General features: G+C 67.2%; 16 protein-coding genes. 9 read left to right on the top strand and 7 right to left on the bottom strand.

Annotated elements, in window-relative coordinates; translation table 11 throughout:
- Positions 1 to 31 precede the first annotated feature (31 nt).
- The 5 genes from nuoL (at position 32) to ACWD3H_RS22655 (ending at position 6,532) form a co-directional block, all read left to right on the top strand.
- Entirely contained in the window at positions 32 to 1,894 is a 1,863-nt protein-coding gene (gene nuoL / locus ACWD3H_RS22675) for an NADH-quinone oxidoreductase subunit L (RefSeq protein ID WP_451956448.1), read from the top strand.
- Complete coding sequence (locus tag ACWD3H_RS22670) at positions 1,894 to 3,423, top strand: NADH-quinone oxidoreductase subunit M (RefSeq protein WP_355550006.1); 1,530 nt, start codon at positions 1,894 to 1,896, stop codon at positions 3,421 to 3,423. Before nuoL ends, ACWD3H_RS22670 begins: the two co-directional genes overlap by 1 nt.
- Positions 3,420 to 4,970, top strand: coding sequence for an NADH-quinone oxidoreductase subunit NuoN (nuoN, locus tag ACWD3H_RS22665; protein ID WP_451956382.1), 1,551 nt, complete (start codon positions 3,420 to 3,422; stop codon positions 4,968 to 4,970). The genes ACWD3H_RS22670 and nuoN overlap by 4 nt, the downstream gene beginning before the upstream one ends.
- Positions 4,971 to 4,984: 14 nt before the next feature.
- A complete protein-coding gene (locus ACWD3H_RS22660) occupies positions 4,985 to 5,980 on the top strand; it encodes a polyprenyl synthetase family protein (protein WP_355550008.1) in 996 nt (331 codons plus the stop codon).
- A 150-nt stretch (positions 5,981 to 6,130) separates the two neighbouring features.
- Complete coding sequence (locus ACWD3H_RS22655; RefSeq protein ID WP_355550010.1) at positions 6,131 to 6,532, top strand: MarR family winged helix-turn-helix transcriptional regulator; 402 nt, start codon at positions 6,131 to 6,133, stop codon at positions 6,530 to 6,532.
- Positions 6,533 to 6,535: 3 nt separating this feature from the next.
- On the opposite strand, the gene rarD is transcribed toward ACWD3H_RS22655, so the two are convergent.
- Complete coding sequence (rarD, locus tag ACWD3H_RS22650; protein WP_451956381.1) at positions 6,536 to 7,456, bottom strand: EamA family transporter RarD; 921 nt, start codon at positions 7,454 to 7,456, stop codon at positions 6,536 to 6,538.
- Positions 7,457 to 7,592: 136 nt separating this feature from the next.
- On the opposite strand from rarD, the gene msrA reads away from it, so the two are divergent.
- Positions 7,593 to 8,282, top strand: a complete 690-nt coding sequence (gene msrA, locus ACWD3H_RS22645) for a peptide-methionine (S)-S-oxide reductase MsrA (protein ID WP_355550014.1) — start codon at positions 7,593 to 7,595, stop codon at positions 8,280 to 8,282.
- 100 nt (positions 8,283 to 8,382) lie between these two features.
- On the opposite strand, the gene ACWD3H_RS22640 is transcribed toward msrA, so the two are convergent.
- Positions 8,383 to 9,108, bottom strand: coding sequence for a MerR family transcriptional regulator (locus ACWD3H_RS22640; protein WP_355550016.1), 726 nt, complete (start codon positions 9,106 to 9,108; stop codon positions 8,383 to 8,385).
- Between the two features lie 62 nt (positions 9,109 to 9,170).
- Here ACWD3H_RS22640 and ACWD3H_RS22635 point away from each other — a divergent pair, with 62 nt between their 5' ends.
- Positions 9,171 to 9,833: a hypothetical protein gene (locus ACWD3H_RS22635; RefSeq protein ID WP_451956380.1), complete on the top strand. Its 663-nt coding sequence runs from the start codon at positions 9,171 to 9,173 to the stop codon at positions 9,831 to 9,833.
- A gap of 466 nt (positions 9,834 to 10,299) precedes the next feature.
- On the opposite strand, the gene ACWD3H_RS22630 is transcribed toward ACWD3H_RS22635, so the two are convergent.
- Positions 10,300 to 11,250, bottom strand: a complete 951-nt coding sequence (locus ACWD3H_RS22630) for an IS481 family transposase (RefSeq protein WP_451956379.1) — start codon at positions 11,248 to 11,250, stop codon at positions 10,300 to 10,302.
- 341 nt (positions 11,251 to 11,591) lie between these two features.
- On the bottom strand, positions 11,592 to 11,780 hold the full coding sequence (locus ACWD3H_RS22625; protein WP_355550018.1) for a hypothetical protein: 189 nt from the start codon (positions 11,778 to 11,780) through the stop codon (positions 11,592 to 11,594).
- A gap of 25 nt (positions 11,781 to 11,805) precedes the next feature.
- On the opposite strand from ACWD3H_RS22625, the gene ACWD3H_RS22620 reads away from it, so the two are divergent.
- Positions 11,806 to 12,348 (top strand): CGNR zinc finger domain-containing protein, encoded by a 543-nt coding sequence (locus ACWD3H_RS22620; RefSeq protein WP_355550020.1) that lies wholly within the window; start codon positions 11,806 to 11,808, stop codon positions 12,346 to 12,348.
- Positions 12,349 to 12,869: 521 nt separating this feature from the next.
- Here the strand turns inward: ACWD3H_RS22620 and ACWD3H_RS22615 are convergent.
- From ACWD3H_RS22615 to ACWD3H_RS22605, 3 genes are read right to left on the bottom strand one after another with little or no spacing between them, the layout of a single operon-like run.
- Entirely contained in the window at positions 12,870 to 13,382 is a 513-nt protein-coding gene (locus ACWD3H_RS22615; RefSeq protein WP_451956378.1) for a DUF6069 family protein, read from the bottom strand.
- Between the two features lie 20 nt (positions 13,383 to 13,402).
- Positions 13,403 to 13,873: an SRPBCC family protein gene (locus ACWD3H_RS22610; RefSeq protein ID WP_451956377.1), complete on the bottom strand. Its 471-nt coding sequence runs from the start codon at positions 13,871 to 13,873 to the stop codon at positions 13,403 to 13,405.
- A complete protein-coding gene (locus tag ACWD3H_RS22605) occupies positions 13,870 to 14,205 on the bottom strand; it encodes an ArsR/SmtB family transcription factor (protein ID WP_355616603.1) in 336 nt (111 codons plus the stop codon). Before ACWD3H_RS22605 ends, ACWD3H_RS22610 begins: the two co-directional genes overlap by 4 nt.
- Before the next feature lie 556 nt (positions 14,206 to 14,761).
- On the opposite strand from ACWD3H_RS22605, the gene ACWD3H_RS22600 reads away from it, so the two are divergent.
- Positions 14,762 to 14,973, top strand: a 212-nt coding sequence (locus tag ACWD3H_RS22600) for a hypothetical protein (protein WP_451956376.1), incomplete at its 3' end; no start/stop codon positions are given.

The raw sequence follows: 14,973 nt of genomic DNA, 5'->3' as shown, positions 1-14,973 counted from the left end.
TTCCGGGGGTGTGATCGGAGTCTCCTGGCTCATGGTCGCGCTCCCGCTGCTCGGTGCCGCGATCCTGCTGCTGTTCGGGCGCCGCACCGACCGCTGGGGTCACCTCCTCGGTGTCGCGATGTCCCTGGGCGCGTTCGCGGTGGCGGTCGCCGCCTTCGTCCAGCTGCTCGGGCTGCCCGATGCCCAGCGTCGCCAGGGGGTCAGGCTCTACGAGTTCATCCCCGGCCTCGCCGACATGGGGCTGCTGATCGACCCGCTGTCGATCAGCTTCGCCCTGCTGATCACCGGTGTGGGATCGCTGATCCACATCTACTCGATCGGCTACATGTCGCACGACCCGGGCCGGCGCCGGTTCTTCGCGTACCTGAACCTGTTCGTCGCCGCGATGCTCCTGCTGGTGCTGGCCGACAACTACGTCGTCCTGTTCGTCGGCTGGGAGGGTGTGGGCCTCGCCTCGTACCTGCTGATCGGTTTCTGGCAGTTCAAGCCCACGGCGGCGGCCGCGGCCAAGAAGGCGTTCATCGTCAACCGCGTCGGCGACTTCGGCCTGCTGATCGCGATCTTCACGATCTGGACGACGTTCGGCTCGGTCGCCTTCAACGAGCTCACCGGAGGGGCGGTCGGCGGAGCGATCTCCTCCGGCGCGGCCTCCCAGGGCACGATCACCGCGGTCGGCCTGCTGCTGCTCCTCGGTGCCTGCGGCAAGTCGGCCCAGCTGCCGCTGCAGTCGTGGCTGCTGGACGCGATGGAGGGCCCGACCCCGGTCTCGGCACTCATCCACGCCGCGACCATGGTCACCGCGGGCGTCTACCTGGTCGTCCGCTCCGGCGCGTTCTTCGAGGCCGCCCCGACCGCGCAGCTCGTCGTGACGATCGTCGGTGTGGCCACCCTGCTCGCCGGTGCGATCATCGGTTGCGCCAAGGACGACATCAAGAAGGGCCTCGCCGGTTCGACGATGTCGCAGATCGGCTACATGATGCTCGGCGCGGGCCTCGGCCCGGTGGGCTACGCCTTCGCCATCGCGCACCTGATCGCGCACGGCTTCTTCAAGGCCAACATGTTCCTCGGGGCGGGCTCGGTCATGCACGCCATGAACGACGAGGTCGACATGCGCAAGTACGGTGGCCTGTTCTCGGTGATGAAGGTCACCGCGGCCACCTTCATGATCGGCTATCTCGCGATCATCGGGTTCCCGCTGCTGTCCGGTTACTTCACCAAGGACGGCATCATCGAGACGGCCATGGAGCACAACCAGATCCTCGGCTGGCTCGCGGTCGTCGGTGCCGGCATCACCGGCTTCTACATGTCGCGGATGGTCTTCATGACCTTCTTCGGCAAGCGGCGCTGGGCCGACGACGCGCACCCGCACGAGTCGCCCTCCGTGATGACCGTGCCGCTGATCCTGCTGTCGATCGGTTCGGTCTTCCTGGGCGCCCTCCTGATCCTGGACAACCGGCTCATGAGATTCCTCGCCCCGGCGGTCGGCCTGCCCGAGCACCTGCCCGGATTCCACCCCTTCAGCGTCCCCGGTCTGACCACGCTCGCGCTGGTCGCCGTCGGCGTCGTCTACGCCTGGTTCCGCTACGGTGCCGCCGAGGTGCCCCGGCTCGCCCCGCGCGGCTCGTTCCTCACCACCTTCGCCCGCCGTGACCTGTACGGCGACGCCCTGAACGAGGCGCTGTTCATGCGCCCCGGCCAGTGGCTGGCCCGGTTCGCGGTGTTCTTCGACAACCGCGGCATCGACGGCCTGGTCAACGGCCTGGCGGCGGGGATCGGCGGGACCTCCGGGCGGCTGCGCCGCATCCAGACCGGCTACGTACGGTCCTACGCGTTGTCCATCCTCTTCGGTGCCGCCGTGGTCGTTGGCGCGCTGCTCTACGTAGGGAACATGTGATGCCCTGGCTCTCGACCCTGATTGCCGTGCCCGTTCTGGGCGCGGTGGGTGTCTCCCTTGTCAAGAGTGACAAGCTCGCGAAGCAGCTGGCGCTGGCGGTCTCACTGGTCGTGCTGGCGCTCACCGGCGCCCTCGCGTACCTGTTCGAACCGGCCTCCGAGACGCGCTTCCAGTTCGCCGAGGTCTACGACTGGATCCCGCGGTTCGGCGTCCACTACGGCGTCGGCGTGGACGGCATCGCCCTGGTGCTGATCGCGCTGTCGGCGGTGCTCGTGCCGATCGTGATCCTCGCCTCCTGGCACGACGCCGACGGAACCGGGGCCGCGGCTCCGCCCAAGCGCTCGGTGAAGACCTACTTCGCGCTGCTGCTGGTGCTGGAAGCGATGATGATCGGCGTCTTCGCGGCGACCGACGTCTTCCTCTTCTACGTCTTCTTCGAAGCCATGCTCATCCCGATGTACTTCATGATCGGGTCGTACGGCGGAGCCCAGCGGTCCTACGCGGCCGTGAAGTTCCTGCTGTACTCGCTCTTCGGCGGCCTGCTCATGCTGGTCGCGGTGATCGCGCTCTACGTGATCGCCGGCAAGGGCACCTTCATGTTCCCCCAGCTGATCGGCGTCATCCAGGACCCGACCACGCAGAAGTGGCTCTTCGCGGGCTTCTTCATCGCGTTCGCGGTCAAGGCGCCGCTCTGGCCGTTCCACACCTGGCTGCCCGACGCCGCCGCGCAGGCTCCGGCCGGCGCCGCGGTGCTGCTGGTGGGCGTGCTGGACAAGGTCGGCACGTACGGCATGCTCCGCTTCTGCCTGGAGCTCTTCCCGGACGCGTCGAAGTTCTTCACCCCGCTGGTGATCGTGCTGGCGGTGGTGGGCATCGTCTACGGCGCGATCGTGGCCATCGGCCAGACCGACATGAAGCGCCTGATCGCCTACACCTCGATCTCGCACTTCGGCTTCATCGCGCTGGGCGTCTTCGCGATGACCAGGGACGCGGGCGCGGGCGCCACCCTCTACATGGTCAACCACGGCTTCTCGACCGGCGCGCTCTTCCTGGTCGCCGGTTTCCTGATCTACCGCCGGGGTTCCAGCCAGATCGCCGACTACGGAGGCGTGCAGAAGGTCGCCCCGCTGCTGGCCGGCACCTTCCTGATCGCCGGCCTGTCCGGGCTCTCCCTGCCGGGACTGTCCACGTTCGTCAGCGAGTTCATGGTCCTGATCGGCACCTTCGAGCGCTACCCGGTCGCGGCGATCATCGCGACGAGCGGCGTCGTCCTGGCGGCCGTCTACATCCTGTGGATGTACCAGCGCACGATGACCGGCCCCTCGAAGGAGTCGGCCCACGTCATGCCCGACCTCAACTGGCGCGAGATCTGGGTGATGGGCCCGCTGATCGCGGTGATCATCGCCATGGGCTTCTTCCCCAAGCCGGTGCTTGACGTGATCAATCCCGCGGTCGACAAGACGATCTCCAGCGTCCACATCGAACCGTTCACGCCCGCCGTGGCAGAGAAGAAGGGGGCCGGCCAGTGAACGGCACCATCCAAGCCCCGACAATCGAGTACGCGCTGCTCTCGCCGATGCTGCTGGTGTTCGGTGCGGCGATCATCGGGGTGCTGGTCGAGGCGTTCGCGCCCCGCTACCTGCGCAAGTCGATCCAGATGCCGCTCACGCTGCTCGCCCTGCTCGGCGGGTTCGTCATGACCGTCCTGTCCGCCCTCAACGGCCTGCCGGACGCGCCGACGGCCATGGGTTCGATCGCGGTGGACGGCCCCTCCCTGTTCATCTGGGGCATCATCCTCATCCTGGCGCTGGTCAGCACGCTCCTGATCAACGACGAGGACCAGTTCGTCGCGCAGGCGGCGGCGGTACCGGGAAGCCCGGACGAGGAGGAGGCGATCCTCAGCGGACACGCCCAGACCGAGGTCTACCCGCTGCTGCTGTTCTCGGTCGGCGGCATGCTGCTCTTCGCCTCCGCCAACGACCTGCTGGCCATGTTCGTCGGCCTTGAGGTCATGTCCCTGCCGCTGTATCTGCTCTGCGGTCTGGCCCGCCACCGCCGCCTGCTCTCGCAGGAGGCCTCGGTCAAGTACTTCCTGCTCGGCGCGTTCTCCTCGGCCTTCTTCCTGTACGGCATGGCCCTGGTCTACGGCTACGCCGGGTCGGTGGACCTGAAGGTCATCAGCGCCGCGCTCACCAAGGTCAGCGGTCAGGAGACGCTGCTGCTGCTCGGCCTCGCGCTGCTCGGTGTCGGCCTGCTCTTCAAGGTCGGAGCCGCGCCGTTCCAGGCGTGGAAGCCCGACGTCTACCAGGGCGCGCCCACCGCGGTCACCGCTCTGATGGCCTCCACGGTGCTCGTGGCGGCCTTCGGCGCGGTGCTGAGGGTCTTCTGGGTCGCCCTGGGCGGCCTTGAGTGGGACTGGAAGCCGGTCATGTGGGGCATCGCGATCCTGACGATGATCGTCGGTGCGATCCTGGCCATCACCCAGACCGAGATCAAGCGGATGCTCGCCTACTCCTCGATCGCGCACGCGGGCTTCCTGCTCACCGGCGTCGTCGCGATCGGCGCCGCCGAGCAGAACAAGCACGCCCTGTCGGCCATTCTGTTCTACCTGGCCGCGTACGGCTTCACCACGGTCGGCGCCTTCGCGGTCGTCACCATGGTCCGTGACGCGGGAGGCGAGGCCGGGCATCTGTCCCGCTGGGCCGGTCTGGGCAAGCGTTCCCCCGTTCTCGCGGGTATTTTCGCCTTCTTCCTGCTGGCCTTCGCCGGCATTCCGCTCACGAGCGGCTTCTTCGGCAAGTACGCCGTTTTCTCGGCGGCGGTCGCCGGAGACGCGCTGCCGCTGGTCATCGTGGGTGTGGTCAGCTCGGCGATCGCCGCGTTCTTCTACGTCCGGGTGATCGTGCTGATGTTCTTCAACGAGCCCGCCGTCGACGGACCGTCCATCGCGACGCCCACGGTGGGCACCTCGGCTGTGGTCGCCCTCGCGGCAGCGGCTACGGTAGTGCTAGGGGTTTTCCCGCAGCCGGTGCTCGATCTCGCGGATCAGGCTGCGTCCGCGCTGTTCATTCGCTAGAGGAGTAACGGTTCATGGCTGCGCCACCGGTTGTTGATCTTCCGTTCGTCGACGAACGGTTGGCGCAGGACCTCGCTACCGGACTGGCCGAGGTCGAGAAACTGCTGCGATCCTCGGTGGAGAGCGAGGACGCCTTCGTCACGGAGGCGTCCAAGCACCTCATCGAGGCGGGCGGCAAGAGGTTCCGGGCCATGCTGGTCCTGCTCGCCGCCCAGTTCGGCTCACCCGCGGCGGCGGGAGTGGTGCCCGGGGCCGTGGTGATCGAGCTGACCCACCTGGCGACGCTCTACCACGACGACGTGATGGACGAGGCCCCGGTCCGCCGGGGCTCTCCGTCGGCCAACGCCCGCTGGGACAACACCGTGGCCATCCTGACCGGCGACTACCTGTTCGCCCAGGCCTCGGAGATCCTCGCCGATCTTGGCTCCGACGTCATCAGGATCCAGGCGCAGACGTTCTCCCGGCTGGTCCGCGGCCAGATCCGCGAGACCATCGGCCCCCGTTCCGGCGAGGACCCGGTGGCCCACTACATCGGGGTGCTGGCCGACAAGACCGGCTCGCTGATCGCCACCTCCGGCCGGTTCGGCGCCATGCTCAGCGGTGCCACGCCCGAGGTGGTCGAGCGACTGACCCGGGCCTGCGAGGCCATCGGGGTCGCCTGGCAGCTCGGCGACGACCTGCTGGACGTCGCCTCGGAGACGGCCGAGTCGGGCAAGACGCCGGGCACCGACCTGCGCGAGGGCATCCGGACCCTGCCCGTGCTCTACGTCCTGGCGTCGGACAACCCCGAGAGCGTCCGGCTGCGCGAGTTGCTGGCCGGTCCGGTGGCCGAGGAGGACATCGAGGAGGCCCTGCGTCTGCTCCGCGCCGACCCCGCCATGGGACATGCCCGCGCCGAGCTGCTCGACTGGGTCGACCGTGCCCGCGAGGACCTCGCGGGCCTTCCCGACATCCCGGCCCGCGCCGCCTACCTGGCCCTCTGCGACTACGTCGTCGAGCGCTCCGGCTGAGCGCCGGTCCAGGACAGGACCCAGCCCGGCCCGGCGACAGCGCCGAGCCGGGTTTTTCGTGTTTCTTCCACGATATTATTTGCAGGGCAAAGCAAATAATGTATGTGCATGTAGACTCCTGCCGGATAGCACACTCCAGGAGGAATCACCATGTCGTGGGACCGTTTCGCCCTCTTGCACGCACGCGTGGAGGCGGAGTTGGCCAAGGCACTCCAGCGCGGTCACGGCCTGGGGTTGTCGGAGTACCGCGCACTGATCCAGCTCGCCGCCGTCCCCGACGGCTCCATGCGCATGCAGGAACTCGCCGAGGCGGTGGGGCTCAACCAGAGCTCGGTGACCCGCCTTGTCGCCCGTCTCGAAGGGGCCGGGATGACCCGGCGCAACCTCTGCTCGGACGACCGGCGCGGCGTCTACTCGGTGATCACCGACGAGGGGCGCATCCGCCTGGCCGGTGCCACGCCCACCTACGAGCGCTCCCTGAGCGCCGCGCTGGAGCAGGCGGGCGTCGACCCGGTCTTCACCCCCCTGGTCCTCGCCGTACGCGGCTCCTGAGGCTTATGAGGCGTTCTGTACGGCTACCTGCTTGGGCATCGCGCGGCGGGCCTGAGCGGCCGTCCTGAGGCTGTCCCAGGTGAAGACCGACAGCGCCAGCCAGATGATGGCGAACCCCACCCAGCGGCTGGGCGGCATGACCTCGCGCATGACGACCACCCCGCACAGGAACTGCAGGATCGGGGCGATGTACTGCAGCAGGCCGATCGTGGTGAGAGGTACCCGAAGCGTGGCGGCGGTGAAGCAGAGCATCGGAACGGCGGTGACCACACCCGCTCCGGCCAGCAGGAGCGCGTGGCCCGCCCCCCAGTTGCCGAACGTGCTCGTCCCCTGCTGTCCCAGGTAGGCCAGGTAGCCCAGCGCGGGCAGCAGCAGCACCAGCGTCTCGATCGTCATGCTCTCCGCCGCACCCACCCCGGCGATCTTCTTGACCAGGCCGTAGGTGCCGAAACTGGCGGCCAGCGCCAGTGCGATCCACGGCGGCCGCCCGTAGTCCACGGTCAGCACGACCACCGCCACCGTGCCCAGCCCCACTGCGGCCCACTGCCACGGCCGCAGCCGCTCCTTCAGTATCAGGACGCCGAAGAGCACGCTGACCAGGGGGTTGATGAAGTAGCCGAGCGCGCTCTCGACCACGTGCCCGGTGTTGACGGCGTAGATGTAGACGCCCCAGTTGATCGTGACGAGCACCGCGGCCAGGACGAGAAGGCCGATCTTTCTCGGGGTGCGCAGCAGCTCGCGGAACCAGGACCAGTGGCGTCGCACCGCCAGGATGGCGACGACGGCGACCAGGGACCAGGCGATGCGGTGGGCCAGGATCTCCAGGGCGCCGGAGGGCTTCAAGAGCGGCCAGTAGAGCGGGAACAGGCCCCACATTGCGTAGGCGGCGATCCCATAGAGAACTCCACGGCGTGTTTCAGGCATGACCCCTATCTTTACTCCTTACTCGATTTAACACAATTTAGCTGTGCTTTTCGATCAGTTAAGAAACACTTGTGGGAACACGGGGGAGCCGCCCTCGGTTGCTTCCTGGTGAGAACGTGTCAGGAGGAGGTTCGCAATGGGCTGGCTGTTCGGCAAGGACAAGACTTCCATGGTGTCCCCGGAGAACGCGCTGCCGGGCCGTGCCACCAGGATGGCGGTGCCCGGGCGTCATGAGGTTCTCGACGCCCCGCTGGCTCCGCCGTACCCCGAGGGGAGTGAGATCGCGGACTTCGGCCTCGGCTGTTTCTGGGGCGCCGAGCGCATTTTCTGGCAGACCCCGGGTGTGGTCTCCACCTCCGTCGGCTACGGGGGCGGCTACACCCCGAACCCGACCTACGAGGAGGTCTGCACCGGCCAGACCGGTCACACCGAACTCGTCCGCGTCGTCTTCGACCCGGCCCGGGTGTCCTACGAGGAACTGCTGCGCGTCTTCTGGGAGTCGCACAACCCCACCCAGGGCATGCGCCAGGGCAACGACGTCGGCACGCAGTACCGCTCGGCGATCTACTTCCACTCACCCGAGCAGGAGAAGGCCGCCCTGACCTCGCGTGACGCCTACCAGAAGGTCCTCACCGACTCCGGCTACGGCGCCATCACCACCGAGATCGCCCCCGCCGGCGACTACCACTTCGCCGAGCAATATCACCAGCAGTACCTCTACAAGAACCCCGGCGGCTACTGCGGCATCGGCGGCACCAACGTCAAGCTAGGTGACCCGTCTCAGTGGGGCGCCTGCCAGACCGGTCTGGTCCCGACCGAGGAGTAGCTCCACAGCGCTCCGCTGTACGGCTCACGCTCAACTTCTGGGCGTGAGCCGTCCTGCTGTCCGGCCCCGGTTCGGTGGGTGGGAGACGTGTGAGGAGCGGTCAGGCCGAGGGGGTGTGTCGTTGGGGGTGTACGGATACTTCAAGGACGACGGCGTGGGCTCCGTCGGCGTCGACGAGGTGTTCTTCCACGGTGGGGCCGGTGATGGCCAGGTGGTGGCGGTGCAACCAGCCGAACAGGTCCTGCCCGGCGCGGACCACGTCTGCGGAGGGCGGAACGACGGCTCGCACGACGGATCGAGCGGGCAGGGTGAGCTGCTCGCTGTCGCGATCGGTGGTCACCGCCGCCGTGAACCCGCCGGTCGGCTGCCCGCGCAGCCAGGTCAGCAGGGTCGCCGGCGGTGCCGGGCATAGGGCGGCGAGCTCGGATGGATGATCGAGGTGCAGTCGGCGTACGCGTAGGCGGCGTGATCTCATCGCGGTCTGCTGGGGCAGGATCGACATCGGCGTGGCGAGGTGGTCCTCGGCATGAGCCGCAGTGGCGGCCAAAGCGGCGATGTCACGCTTGATGCCCGTCACGATCTCGGCCAGGGCTTGTCGCAGCTGCGCCTCGGGAGCGTCCAGCAGATCGGCGATCCGGCGTAACGGCAGGCCCAGGCGCTGTAAGCCGCGGATGCGTTCCAGCCGTGACAGCTCGGCCACGCCGTACCAGCGATAGCCGGTGGATCGGTCCACCGCGGCGGGAGCCAGTAGCCCGATCTTGTCGTAATGGCGCAGGGTCCGTTCGGACACGCCGACCATGTGCGCCAGTTGGCCGATCCGCCACACCCTGGCTCCTCTCCCCGGCATGTTGACTCTGTCCCTGCGGCAAGGTCCTACCGTCACCGTCCATGACCGATTCGAACCCTCGGACCCGGCTTACCGGTGTCCTGCTGTTGACCTCGTTGGTGGCCATGATTGCCGGTGCGGCCATCGTGGTGCCATCGGGGTTGACCCTGAATTCGGCCGACCCTGCCGCCGCGCTGGCCGCGGTGGCTGAGCGGTTCGGACTGCATCTGACTGAGCTGGCATTTGACGTGCTGGGCTGGCTGGCACTGACCGCGGCCGGGCTCGTGATGTCCGCTTGCTCTGCCCAGGCACCCGGACCGCACCTGGAGACGCCGGCCGGCGGGCTGCTGGCTGCCGCCGGGCTTGCGGGCCTGCTTCATGACGCCGGGAACCTGGCACTGACTCAGCTGGCCGCTGACCCCGCCGCCCCGGCGGCCGCCACCGTGGCCTGGGCGGTGCTGCTCACCGCCAAGTGGGCGGTCAACCTGGCCGGGCTGCTGTGGGTCGCCGCCACCGCCGCGGCAGCGGTCGGCGTCCCGATGTCCACCGGGCTCCGCATCGCCGGTGCGGTCGCCGCGATCTCAGGTTTGGCCGCGGTCGCGCTTCCGTGGACGACCGGGACCGATGGGCCGACGGTGGCGCTGGAACAGCTCGGGTACGTCCTCCACCTGCCGATCATGATCTGGTACGGGGTACTGGGCTGGCGGTACCTGCGTAACCGGTGACCGGCGCCCGTGAACTTGTACGCCCTTTTGCCTGGGCGGCTCTGAGCGAGGCGCCGAAGGTGCCGCTGCGCTATCGGCGGCACCAACGTCAAGCCAGGTGACCCATCCGGGTGGGGTGCCTGCCAAACAGGCCTGGTCCCGACCGAGGAGTAGATTTTCGGATCCTGCTGACCTTGTGAGTGTGAGCCGTTTTGCTGCCGAGCGCCGGTTGCTCGCACCCCTTCCTTGCGAGGGAAGGGCAGATGCCTTGCCAGCACGCCCGCTCTGCTCAGCCGATGGTTGCAGGTCGATCCGGTGTGATCATGTAAGGCGGTGTTGCTGTACGCGACTGCTGTATACCATTCCACGGGACATGACTCGATACGAGCTCAATTCATAGTGCGGCGATGTCTCCCGGGGTTGCGAGAGTCTGTCCTGCGTCAATCGTGTCTCGCAAGTTTTTGGCTGTGCAACTGACATTGATCGTTTACGCCTGGGTCTGAGTCTTCTGCTTAAGGCGTTCGTAGGGGGTCTGGCCGCCGAGGCCGCCATGGGGTCGATCGTAGTTGTAGTAGTCCTCCCATTCGCGAAGCTTGTCGTTGAAGACCTCGGCGTCGTCGATGACGACACCGTCCAGCATCCGGTAGAACTCTTCGGCGTCGATGCGGTGTGAGCGTTCGACCTTGCCGTTCAGCCGCGGTGTGCGGGGCTTGATGTAGACGTGGTTGATGCCCTTGTCCAGCACGTGCCAGTGGAAGGCCGATTGGAACTCCGCTCCGTTGTCGGTCTGGACAACCTGCACCTGGAAGGGCAGGCGCTGCGGCACGTAGTCGAGGAACTGGATGGCGGTCTTCTGGTTGAGCTGGGGGTAGATGCGCAGCACTCGCAGGCGGGTGCAGTCGTCGATCGCGGTGAACTGGTAGTACTTGTTGCGGCCGCCCTTGCGGCCGGTGACGCCGGCGATGGGTTCGATGAACTTGACGTCGATCTGGACGCGGTGGCCGGGCAGCTGCTTCTCGTAGCGTTTCCACCGCTTGTCGTGGCGTTTGTAGCGCTGGGAGGCCGGCAACCGGCCCATGTCCAGGCGCTTGAGGATCCGCCAGACGCCTGAGCGGCTGATGGTGACGTCGTGGTACCGCTTAAGGTACATCGAGATCTTCTCCGGGCCGAAGTGGTAGTTCTGCCGCAGATAGATGATCTTTTGTACGACCTCGGCGTGCGTGGCGTTCGGGCTGGTCTTGGGCCGCTTGGAGCGAGTACGCAGGCCCTCGATGCCCTCGGCCAGGTAACGGCGGTACCAGACGTAGTACGCCTGCCGGCTGATCCCGTAGTAGCGGCACGTCAGCGCGACGTTGCCCGAGACCTCTTCGACGTGACGGATGACCGCCAGGCGCCGCTTGGCTTCACGGTCGAGTGGGGGGTTCGGGGAAGTCGACATAGACGGTCTCCGTAGTGGTCGGAGACCCAGGTGTCAACGATGTTCGTCAGTTTTAGAGGACTGGTGTCGTTTTCGGCGAGGAGTTTCATTACAGGGTTAAAGGCGGTCCGCTGCGGGGCCCGCCGGGTGCGCTGATCGGTCTGCGCGCCCGGCTGCGGCTCTCCGGCCGGTCCGAGCACGCACGGCCCACGCGCCCGGTGGGGCCGACAGAAGCCACCAGGAAGACGCCGCGCGGACACAACTGTGAGGAGTCACACCGGCAGCGCTGGAGGTGGCCCGCACCCGCCACGCATCGCTCCTACTGCCGGGGGTCCGCTGCCAGGTTGAAAAGAATGCGCCGGTCAGCGGCGCGCCTGGCCGGACGGTGCGCTCCGCCGGGCGCTCCACGCCACCACCGCCGCGGCGGGCGGGTTAAGGGCCCCGCACAGCACCCGCCAGGTGCCGCAGCGGCAGGTCTGGTAGCGCACCAGCCCTTCGCTGGTGTGGTGGTGGGAGCGGGTGTGCCAGTCATGTCCGTCGTGGTCGTTCATGGGTCCAGCGTGCTGTAATGGCATTGTGCATCTCAACCCTTACGGAGCGGACGCGGTCCTTCTGATGGCGGACCTGACCAACTTCCCGCCCGCATCCCTCGACGACCTGGTGAAACGGTGCGCGGACGCCGGCCTCGTCATCGACCGCCCCCCGGGGGAGGCGGATCTAGCTGCCGCGCTCAACCTGGCCGAGCAGTGGTGCGAGATCGTCGACATCCGCGACGAGCGCGCACGGGTCGCGCTGCTCAACGACCTGCTGGCCACCTCGGCGGCGTATCCCCGCGTCACTGACCACGCCGGAACCGGCTGGCACCTGCACTATCGCGACGCGGGCCTGTCGCTCGGCGGCGTGCTGCGCGCGCTGGTCGCGGTGGGCACCGCCCTGCATCTGACGGGGCGCGGCATGTCGCGGCTGGCGCGCTGCGCGCGCGACGGCTGCGGGCTGGTTTACGCGGACGTCTCGCGGAGCGGCCGGCAACGCTACTGCTCGCCGCGCTGTGCCAACCGGGACGCGGTGCGGCGGCACCGGGCCCGGCACGCTCCTCCTTCTCCGGTGAATCGACAGTGAACCTCTGCGGGCGGCCACCGACTACTGCGGCCTCAGTGGCACCAACGTCAAGCCAGGTGACCCGTCGGGGTGGGGCGCCTGCCAGACGGGCCCGGTTCCGACGAACTGGTGGAGGCACTGTCTGATGCCGCGGAACTGGATGTCGATGTCACCACACAGGAAGTCATCGCAGGCTGGCGGGCGACCGCTCGGATCAAGGCCGACCCCGCCCACTGCGCCCAGGCTCGCAGGGCCACAAGCGGCGCCTTCGGGCCGGTGGAGGTTTCAGCATGAGTCCGACCGGAAGTACAACGCATGCCCGGAAAGGTGGTTTATAGCGAGGGCCTGGCCTACGGCTACGTCGATCAGCTCGCCACGGTCAAAAGCTCAGGCAGATCATCGAGGACCCCGCGTCCGCACGGTGCGGTCGGCCGATGTGACCTTCGACCTCGATCGCCCCTAGCTTGATCTCTGACCTTTGCCTCGTTGCCGGGCGGCGATGTACTCGTCCATCGTCGTGAATCTTTCCGCGGTCGCCGTCCCTATGGTTGCCCGCCGGGCGGGGGCGGAGTCGTCTCGGCGATATCCGGGTCCGCGGCGGCCTGTCCATGGCGCTGCCTGCGCAGTCTCAGTACTCCGGCGACGGTCACGGGCACGAGCATGACATGGCACAACGCCAACGTGATCTTGCTGGTGTCGTCGAAATCAGCGGGAATCGTCATGACAAGGATGGTCCCGAGCGCGATCGCCGGGGCGACGACCAACGCCGCGGGCACCACCCATGGCCAGATTCGGGTGAGTACCGCCACTGCGGTCATCCCCACAAGCAACGGCAGGACGGTGAAGCCGGCGACGGTGAGCGCGTCGACCTCAGCGGGCTGACCCGAGGCGGTGAACCGGAAGTCGCCGCCGGCGGCACGCCCAAGCCCGTAGATGACGAGATTGAGGAACGGCGCGGCTGCCACAGTTGCGACGACGGTGGTGATGGGGTTGCCGTAACCGTATCCGTTCGAGCCGTCCGGTGCCCGATCGGGTGCGTTCTTCGACGTGTTCATCTGGCTCTCCGCGCTTTCCGTCAAGGCCGCCGCTCCCCGCTGCGCAGGTACGCTTCGATCCGATCGAGCGCTCCGGCCCAGACCTCCTGCACGAAGAAGTCACGCATCTCAGGCGCCGGGAATCCGGTCTGCACCACCGTGAGGAGCGTTCCGTCGTCGTGCTCTTCAAACGTGATCTCGATCGTGGTCGTCATGGTCATGCCGTCCGGGCTGATGCCGGTGGATTCGGTGACCAGGCGATGTGGACGGTCGATGACCAAGAAGGTCTGTGTCTCTCGGAACAGAGTGTCGGAGTCCGGTCCCCACACCGCGGTCTGCCTGCCTCCGACGCGCAGGTCGACATCGATCTCCACGATGCCGGGCTTCTCGTTGAGGATGTTGAACCAGATTTTCTGCTTCTCGGCGTCGGTGTAGGCGTCGAAGACCTCTTCCGGACTCGCGGGCAGGAAACGGCTCGTGCGCAGCTGAGTGGTCTCGATGTTCTGGGTCATTGGTCGTTTTCCTTCTTGAGGGTGAAGTAGGCGTCGAGGCCGTCGAGCCGACGTTCCCAGAGCCGTTGGTAGAACCTGATCCAGGACATGGCGTCCTCCAGTCGTTCGGTGCCCAGGCGACACTGCCGTGATCGCCCGACCTTCTCCGTGGTGACCAGCCCGGCGTTCTCCAGGACGTGCACGTGCTTCTTCATGCCGGTGAGCGACATGCCGAACGGTTCGGCCAACTCGCCGATCGAGGCGGGACCCTGGCCGAGCCGGATGAGGATCTGTCGTCGCGTCGCATCTGCGAGGGCCGCGAACGTACGGTCAAGGACCTCTTGCTGAACCATATGGTTTACTATAGGTCACTGAACTAGGTGGTTCAATAAGCGGCCGGACGGCATACATGGACAGATCAAAGGTTCCAGTGGTCGCCGTCCGGCACCCTCGGCGTCGCTCGATCAGGATCCCGCCACATGATCACAGGACATCGCCGGAAACGGCCTTGATTCGGTTCGCCGGGACGTAGACGTGAGAGTGCCGACGGGCGGGCTCCCGGCCCGTTCTCGGAGGTGGTGGATCAAGTGACACACGGATGCCCATCCTGTTCGCATCGGGCGAAGGCAGGGTGGGCCTCGGTACAGCGGATGTGGGGCCGAACCATTGCGCCGGTCGTACGACCACCACCGGCGGTACCGCTGCGAGAACCCGGACGTGCGGTATCGGAGGCACCAGTGTCAAGCTGGGTGACCCGTCCGAGTGGGCCGCCTGTCGGAGGGGTCTGGTTCCCACAGAGGAGTAATCCTCTAGATCGCGCTCGTACGGCTCACACCCACTCTCCGAGCGTGAGCGGTAACCCCGATCAAGCAAACGGGTCTCACTACGCCGAAGCCCTGGTTTCGAGACGTGTTCGCGATCAAGGTCCGGCGGGATTTCCTTGTGATCCACAAGCGCCTCGCAAGCAGGTTCCGCCATGGTCCCAAGAGAAGGCGGCGATGGGGGGCGGGATTGAAGGTTCCGGGACGTGCTTCCGTGTGCCTGCTGGCGGCTTGCCTGTGCGAGCTGGTGGTCGTGGGAGTCAGCCTCGCTCTTCTGCCCGGCCTTGCGGCGGAGCTGGA

It is taken from the genome of Streptosporangium sp. NPDC002607 (assembly GCF_053592655.1).
This window is presented reverse-complemented; position numbering and strand designations above follow the sequence as displayed.